This is a genomic window from Streptomyces sp. CO7 (genome assembly GCF_053474865.1).
Genome location: NZ_JBRIOU010000002.1, coordinates 1,130,279 through 1,137,733 on the forward strand (window position 1 = coordinate 1,130,279; position 7,455 = coordinate 1,137,733).

At 74.3% G+C, this 7,455-nt stretch carries 6 protein-coding genes; 2 read left to right on the forward strand and 4 right to left on the reverse strand.

Annotated elements, in window-relative coordinates; translation table 11 throughout:
* Positions 1 to 2 precede the first annotated feature (2 nt).
* Both ACOV8S_RS07060 and manA read right to left on the reverse strand, forming a co-directional pair.
* The gene (locus ACOV8S_RS07060) at positions 3 to 941 is read right to left on the reverse strand and encodes an ROK family protein (protein ID WP_448317384.1); all 939 of its coding nucleotides are present in this window, start codon (positions 939 to 941) and stop codon (positions 3 to 5) included.
* 167 nt (positions 942 to 1,108) lie between these two features.
* Positions 1,109 to 2,332, reverse strand: a complete 1,224-nt coding sequence (gene manA / locus ACOV8S_RS07065) for a mannose-6-phosphate isomerase, class I (protein ID WP_448316757.1) — start codon at positions 2,330 to 2,332, stop codon at positions 1,109 to 1,111.
* Between the two features lie 445 nt (positions 2,333 to 2,777).
* Here manA and ACOV8S_RS07070 point away from each other — a divergent pair, with 445 nt between their 5' ends.
* Complete coding sequence (locus ACOV8S_RS07070; protein WP_448316758.1) at positions 2,778 to 3,941, forward strand: cellulase family glycosylhydrolase; 1,164 nt, start codon at positions 2,778 to 2,780, stop codon at positions 3,939 to 3,941.
* A gap of 71 nt (positions 3,942 to 4,012) precedes the next feature.
* On the opposite strand, the gene ACOV8S_RS07075 is transcribed toward ACOV8S_RS07070, so the two are convergent.
* Positions 4,013 to 4,528 carry a hypothetical protein gene (locus ACOV8S_RS07075; RefSeq protein ID WP_448316759.1) on the reverse strand — a complete coding sequence of 172 codons (516 nt, stop codon included), beginning with the start codon at positions 4,526 to 4,528 and terminating at the stop codon, positions 4,013 to 4,015.
* 212 nt (positions 4,529 to 4,740) lie between these two features.
* On the opposite strand from ACOV8S_RS07075, the gene ACOV8S_RS07080 reads away from it, so the two are divergent.
* A complete protein-coding gene (locus tag ACOV8S_RS07080) occupies positions 4,741 to 6,009 on the forward strand; it encodes an MFS transporter (RefSeq protein WP_448316760.1) in 1,269 nt (422 codons plus the stop codon).
* 95 nt (positions 6,010 to 6,104) lie between these two features.
* Here the strand turns inward: ACOV8S_RS07080 and ACOV8S_RS07085 are convergent, their stop codons facing one another.
* Positions 6,105 to 7,016, reverse strand: coding sequence for a pentapeptide repeat-containing protein (locus ACOV8S_RS07085; protein ID WP_448316761.1), 912 nt, complete (start codon positions 7,014 to 7,016; stop codon positions 6,105 to 6,107).
* Between the last annotated feature and the right edge of the window lie 439 nt (positions 7,017 to 7,455).

Below are 7,455 nucleotides of genomic sequence, written 5' to 3' on the forward strand. Positions count from 1 at the left end.
CTTCAGAACCCCGCCGGGACCCACCCGCGCGCCGCGGCGGCCGCCCCGACGAGCCCGGCGTCCCGGGCCAGCGCGGCGGGCCGTACCTCCAGGTCACGGGTGAAGCCCAGCGCCGCGTAGCGCCGCAGGTGACGCCGCAGCGGCCCGAACAACGTGTCGCCGGCCTGCGCGACGCCTCCGCCGACGACCACCACCTCGATCTCCAGCAGGGTCGCGCTGCCGGCGATCCCGGCGGCCAGCGCCCGGGCGGAGCGGTCGAAGGCCGCCAGGGCGCGCTCGTCGCCGTGACGCGCCGCCGCGGCGACGTCCGCGGCCGTCGGCTCCGCGCCGTCCAGCGGTCTCCACCCCGCCGCCACCGCGTGGCGGGCGATCGCCGGACCGCTGGCGTACACCTCGACGCACCCCCGCGAACCGCACGGGCAGGGCGGGCCGTCCAGGTCGACCGTGACATGGCCGATGTGGCCGGCGTTCCCGGAGGGGCCCGGGTGCAGGCGGCCGTCGAGGACGAACCCGCCGCCCACACCGGTCGACACCACCATGCACAACGCGTCGGCGACTCCACGGGCGGCCCCGTGCCAGTGCTCGGCCGCCGCCATCGCCACGGCGTCGCCCAGCAGGACCGGCTCGACGCCGTCGGGCAGCGAGGGGTGCGCCCGGATCGTCCGCACCAGCGGGAAGCCCCGCCAGCCCGGGATGTTGACCGGACTCACGGTGCCCGCCGCGGTGTCGACCGGGCCGGCGCTGGCGATGCCGAGTCCGCGCACCGCGCCCCAGGCGGGGTGCGCGGTCAGCGCGTCGACGACGGTGTCGACGGCCCGTACCAGCCGGGCCGCCGACTCACGGGCCGGGGTCGGGGTCTCTGCGCGGTGCAGGACGGCGCCCTCGTCGTCGACCAGGGCGCCCGCGATCTTCGTGCCGCCGATGTCCAGGGCCGCGTACACCCGTGAGCTCTTCCCTTCCGCGGGGGCCGGGACCGGGGCCTGGCGCGGTCGGTCGGTGGCCGGGTCGGGGGTCGTGACGGACAACGTTGTCTTCCTTCGCTGGATCGGTCCGACGACATGTCCGCAGGAGGACATGACGGCAGGACGGGCCGGGGTGTGGAGGTCGGTCAGGAGGGTCCGGCCGTCCCGACGACGGGCTCGGGCCCGGGAGCGGCCACGAAGAGAGTGCCGTCCCCCTCGGCCGTGACCCCTTCGTCGGCGTCGGAGAGGAAGCACGACGCACCCGGGCCGAGCGGGAGTTCCTCGCCGTCGAGCCCGCGCAACAGGGCCTTGCCCTCCGTGCACAGGACGATGCGGGGACCCGCCCCGGGGACGACGCGTTCCGGCGGCGCGCCCAACTCCGTGCGGTACAGGACGAACTCCTCGGCGGGACAGGTGAACGCCTGCGTGCGGCCGGACCCCGGAACGGCGACGGGACGCACCACCGGAACCCGCACCGCCGGGTCGGTGATCCGGAGCAGCTCCGGCACGTTCACCTCCTTCGCGGTCAGCCCGGCGCGCAGCACGTTGTCGGAGCTCGCCATCAGCTCCACACCGACCCCGCGGACATAGGCGTGCAGTCCGCCGGCCGGCAGGAACAGGACCGTTCCCGGCGCGAGCACCCGGTGACACATCAACAGGGAGGCCACCAGACCGAGATCGGCGGGATGGTGGGCGGACATGCGGACCACCGCGTCGTAGGCCGCCGCATAGGGTCCCGGCACGCGGGCCCGCCTGCGGCACGCCTCCACGACGGCGTTCACCAGCGCGGCGCGGTCGTGGCGGGGCCACATGAGCACCGTGCGCAGGGCCTCGGTGAGCGCGGGGGCGCCGTCGCCGGTGCGCAGGACGTCCACCACCGGGCGCAGTCGCGCGAGACCGAGTTCCTCGATCGCGGCGGCCGCCTCGCCGCAGTCGCGGAAACCCGCGAGCACCTCGAAGGCGGTGAGCGCGTACAGGAGTTCCGGCTTGGGCCAGTCGTCCGCGTAGGTCCCCTGCCCCGCAGCCCCGTTCAGCCGGGCGTCGAACCCGGCACGGGCCTGGCGGCGGTCGGGGTGCACCTGGATGGACAGCGGCCGCTCGGCGGCCAGCACCTTCAGCAGGAACGGCAGCCGTCCGCCGAACCGGCGGGCGCACGCCGTGCCCAGTTCCCGCTCCGGTGCGGCGGCGACGACGGCCTGCAGGGTGGTCGCGACGCCGTCCCGGGTCAGGCCCGTGGGTCCTGCGGGGTGGGCGCCCATCCACAGTTCCGCCTCCGGTCCGGCGGACGGCCGCTCGCGGCCCTGGAGTCCGGCCAGTGCGTGACGGGAGCCCCACGCATAGGGCTTGATGACGGGTCGTAGTGCATCCACGGTCGGTACCGTAGCCGCCATTCAGGGGCGACCGGAAGACAGATGACCGGGTTAATGACTAAACCGGTATAACTGCCGACCGGCTGACGGTTGTACCAACCGAATAGGGCGAAAGTGGCCTTGGTGCAGCGGTTCCCCGCGGAGTTCGACTGAGGTGTCGCCGTCGTCGCACGGCCGGACGGGACCTTAGGGCAGGGTGGGTAGGTCGACAACAGGTCCGGCAGGCCGGGTGTTGTTTAGCGACCGGTTTAGCTGGTCGCGACTGCTTTCGGTGCCCGTGGTTCCCGCGAATCGCGACGCCGCTGTTGACACCACTGAAACAACAGGTGCTGTCATAGGTGTCGGCCGACGGTCGACAACGTTGCCGTCGACCGCGCGTCCGTGCCGGACGTCCCCGACCGGCCGACGCACCCCCACCGAGTTCTCCGACCCCCGAAGGAGCACCATGGCACCGAAGAGCAGAGGCTTACTGCGCACCGTCGCCGGCACGGCGTTCGCCGCCGCCGTCGGTCTGATGATCTCCGTCCTCGGCCCCGCCACCGGCGAGGCCGAGGCGGCGCCCAACGGCCTCAGGGTGAGCAACGGGCGCATCCACGAGGCCAACGGCAACCAGTTCGTGATGCGCGGCGTCAACCACGCGCACGCCTGGTATCCGGACCGGACCAGTTCCCTCGCCGACATCGCGGCCAAGGGAGCCAACACCGTCCGCGTGGTGCTCAGCAGCGGCGACCGGTGGACGAAGACCCCCGCCTCCCAGGTGACGTCCATCATCGGCCAGTGCAGGGCGAGCAAGGTCATCTGCGTCCTGGAGGTGCACGACACCACCGGGTACGGCGAGGACGGCGCGGCCACCACCCTCGACCGCGCGGCGGACTACTGGATCGGCATCAAGAGCGCGCTGGACGGCCAGGAGAACTACGTCGTCGTCAACATCGGCAACGAGCCGTGGGGCAACAACAACTACACCGGCTGGACGGACGCCACGAAGCGGGCGATCGCCAAGCTCCGCGGCGCCGGCTTCCGGCACGCGCTGATGGTGGACGCGCCCAACTGGGGCCAGGACTGGTCGAACACGATGCGCGACAACGCCGCCTCGGTCTTCGCCTCCGACCCGGACCGCAACACCGTCTTCTCGGTCCACATGTACGGCGTGTACGACACGGCGGCCGAGGTGCAGAGCTACCTGAACACCTTCGTCGCCAACAAGCTGCCCATCGTGGTGGGCGAGTTCGGCAACCAGCACAGTGACGGCAACCCGGACGAGGACGCCATCATGGCGACCGCGCAGTCCCTCGGCATCGGTTACATCGGCTGGTCGTGGAGCGGCAACGGCGGCGGGGTCGAGTACCTCGACATGGTGAGCGGCTTCAACGCCGGCTCGCTCACCAGCTGGGGCAACCGGTTCTTCAACGGCGCCAACGGCGTGGCCGCCACCTCCCGGCGCGCCACCGTCTACGGCTCCGGCTCCGGCACCGGAACGGGCGGCGGCACGGCGCCCAACGGCTACCCCTACTGCGTGAACGGCAGTGCCACCGACCCGGACGGCGACGGCTGGGGCTGGGAGAACTCCCGGTCCTGCGTCGTCCGCGGCGGCCGCGCCGACCGCTGAGACCGCAGACCGCCGCAACCGACGCGGCGCCGGCCCCCGCGCCCCCTTCCCCCACGGGAGCCGACGCCGCGTCACCCCGACGAGGACTCCCACCTCTCGTCCACGCACAGCGCGCACCACCCCGGCTGCTGCGGACGGCCCGTCAGCACGCGGTGCCTCACGCAGCAGGCGCTCAGGGCCTCCGCCTCGGACGGGAACCAGGAGGCGCCCTCCCCGGGCGGCCCGACACGGGCCCCGTGCACGACGAGGGACCGCAACTCGCGCAGCTGCGCCGCTGCCAGGGCGGGCTCGTAGTCCAGTTCCCACCACCGGTGTCCGGCCGCGGCCAGGTCCGTCACCGTCGTGGCGAACACCGTGTTGCGCCTCCGCTCGGCCGCCGAGTCCCCCCAGGGGATGCCGGCCAGGTCGAACCCGACCGTTCCGAGACCCACCATCCCCTGGTCCTGGAGCGCCCACAGCGCCGCGTACCGGTGGTCCCACGGCGTCTCCGCCAGGTCGCTGACCGCGAGCATCAGCACCTGGACCAGGACGTCCGTCGACATGTTGGTCAGCCGTAACGTCCGGTCGCCCGCCCTGAACGTGTTCATGCCCCACATCCTGTCGCGTCGCGGTCCCACGGGGCCTGGGGTCGCCGGCAGGGACTCTGAGGCGGGCCGACCGACAGCGCCGACGCCGCCCGCACACCGTCCTGCCGGAGCCCCGCCGACCGCCCGAGGGGCGGTCGGCGGGGCATGGCATCCTTCCCCGCAGCGACGCACCCGGCAGGCGGCGCGGTCGTGAGGAGAGAGGGGCGGGGCGCATGACGGCGGGGCGCATGACGGGGAGCGGGCAGGTGGCGGGCGGCAGGGCCGAGCGGCGGCGGATCGGGGTGCTCGTGCTGGGCAACCTGCTCGGCGGCGTCGGCGTCGCCTCGGGCATCACGGTGACCACGCTGCTGGTCGAGCGCCTCGGGGCCGTCGAACTGGCCGGACTCGGCCAGGCCGTAGGCGTCCTGGGCTCGGCACTGGCGGCGGTGCCGTTGGCCCGGCTGGCGGCACGCCGCGGACGCCGTTGGTCGCTGGGCGTCGGGTACGCGATCGCGGCCCTGGGCGCCGCACTCGTCGTCGCGGCCGCCACGGCCGGTCACCTCGCCCTCGTGATGGCCGGGTTCTGTCTCTTCGGCGTGGCCTCCGCGTGCAACCTGCAGACCCGCTACGCGGCGGCGGACGGAGTCGCGCCCGCGGTCCGCGCCCGCACCATGGCCGTGGTGGTGTGGGCGACGACCGTGGGATCGGTCGCCGGCCCCAACCTCACCGCCCTCGGCCGGACGGCCGGCGAGTCGGTCGGCGTGCTGGGGCTCTCCGGGCCGTACCTGCTGTCCGGCACGGCCTTCGCCGGGGCGTGCGCGCTGATCACCCTGCTCTACCGGGGCGACGACGCGCGGACCGGCACGGGGGACACGGGCGCCGGACCGAGGCCCGCCACGGTGGGTGCGCTGGCCGCCCTCCGGTGGGCGGCACGGCGCCCCTCCGCCCTGTTCGCCGTCGTGCTGCTCGCCACCGCGCACTCCACGATGATCATGGTGATGGTCATGACGCCGCTGCACATGCAGCACCACGGCATGTCCCTGCGGGTCGTCGGCGTGGTCATCAGCGTCCACATCGCCGCCATGTACGGGCTCAGCCCGCTGTTCGGGCGCCTCACGGACCGCTGGGGCCCGGTGCGCACCGCCCTCCTCGGGATAGGCGTCCTGTGGGCCGCCGTCACCCTGGGCTACGCGGCCGCGTCCGGGAACAGCGAAGTCCTGACCGCCACGGCCCTGGTGGTGCTGGGCCTCGGCTGGTCGCTCTCCACCCTCTCCGCGTCCGCGCTGCTCGCCTCGGTCGACGACGACCAGGTGCGGGTCCCGCTGCAGGGAGCCGCCGACGCGGGCATGAGCTACGCCGGAGCCGCCGTCGCCGCGCTGGCCGGCCCGGTCCTGGCCGCGGGCGGCTTCCGCGCCGTCAACCTCGTGGGCGCGGCCCTGTTGCTGCCGGCGCTGGCACTGGCCGTCACCCTCGCGCGGCGACCGGTGCTACCGGCGAGCTGAACCAGGGGCCCGGGGCGATGTGGGCCTTGAGCTCCGGCGGCGGGACAGGGCGGTGGCGCGACGGCAGTGGCCACGACAGGCGGGGACCGCGAGCGCTACCAGTGCGCGGGCCTGCGAAGGGCCGGTGGCAGCCTGGTGGCCGCGTCGCCCTTCGCGGCGTCGAGCTGGGCCTGGGTGAGGAACAGCGCGCCGGTCAGGTCCGCGCCGCGCAGGTCGGCGTCGCGCAGGTCCGCCCCGATCAGGTCCGCCTCGCGCAGATCGGCCCCACTGAGGTCGGCGGCGACGAGCAGGGCGCCGCGCAGGCTCGCGCCCCTGAGGTCGGCGGCGGCCAGCCCGACGCCCATCAGGTCCGCGCCGCGATGGTCGCGCGGGCGCCCCGGGACGCCCGCGCGGACCAGCTCGCTCGCCCGCAGCAGCAGCGGGTTCACCTCGCCGCGCAGCGCGTTGACGTCCAGGGCGGTGATCGACTCGGAGGTGCCGCGGGTCAGGCCGTCGACCCGGGACAGAGCCTTCCGCAACTCCTTGTGCACCGGACGGGCGGCCGCGAGACCGAGGGCCTCCGTGAGGTGACGCAGGAGCTCCTGCAGCTGCCGCATCACCGGGAAGACCGCGAACATCGACCGGGCGGTCTCCGGCGCCTGCCGCCAGTCCACGCCGCCGAAGGTGACCTGGGAGACCTTCTGCCCGGCCCCGAAGCAGTCGAAGACGGTGCATCCCTGGTACCCCGATTCGCGCAGCCGCGCGTGGATGCCGCAGCGGAAGTCGCGCCGGAGGTGGGAGCACGGCTGTCCGGCCGGCTTGTCCACGGCGAAGTCGGCGGACCGGGCGAAGGGCAGGGCCGCACAGCACAGACCGAAGCAGTTGGCGCAGTCGGCCCGGAGGTCCTGGCCGACCGCGTGGGCCGAGTGGTCCGCCTGCTCCGGGACGACCGCGTGGGCGGGGCGGTCCTGGTGCTCCTGGCCGACCGCGTGGGCCGAGTGGGCGGCGGGGGCCGGGCGGTTCGTCACCGTGCCTTCGCGCGAGGGCGCGAGGTCCCCCCGTCCGGCTCGCTCCGCGCGCGGCACGCGCGACCGCGGCTTCCGGCGCTGTTTCGGCTCCGGCCGCGGCTTCCGGGCCGCCCGTCCCGTGCTTGTGCCGGGCCTCTGGCTGTGGCTGTGCCTGGCGTCGGGCCGGGGTTCCTGGGCCTGTTCGGTGCTCGGCCCCAGTTTCCGGCTGGGCCTGGTGCCGGACTGGGGCTTCTGGACCCGTCCGGTGTCGGCCCGTGCTTTCCGGTGCGGTCCGGTGCCGGTCGGTGGTTTCCGGCTCTGTCCGGTGTCGGCCCGGGGCTTCTGGCGCGGTCCGGTGTCCGGCTGCGGCTTCCGGTTCTGTCCGGTGTCGGCCCGGGGCTTCTGGCGCGGTCCGGTGTCCGGCTGCGGCTTCTGGCTCTGTCCGGTGTCGGCTTGGGGC

Excerpts from the sequence above, each read along its gene's own strand:
- ACOV8S_RS07080 (WP_448316760.1), top strand. The coding sequence starts at position 4,741 with ATGACGGCGGGGCGCATGACGGGGAGCGGGCAGGTGGCGGGCGGCAGG.
- ACOV8S_RS07070 (WP_448316758.1), top strand. The coding sequence starts at position 2,778 with ATGGCACCGAAGAGCAGAGGCTTACTGCGCACCGTCGCCGGCACGGCG.
- ACOV8S_RS07075 (WP_448316759.1), bottom strand. The coding sequence starts at position 4,528 with ATGAACACGTTCAGGGCGGGCGACCGGACGTTACGGCTGACCAACATG.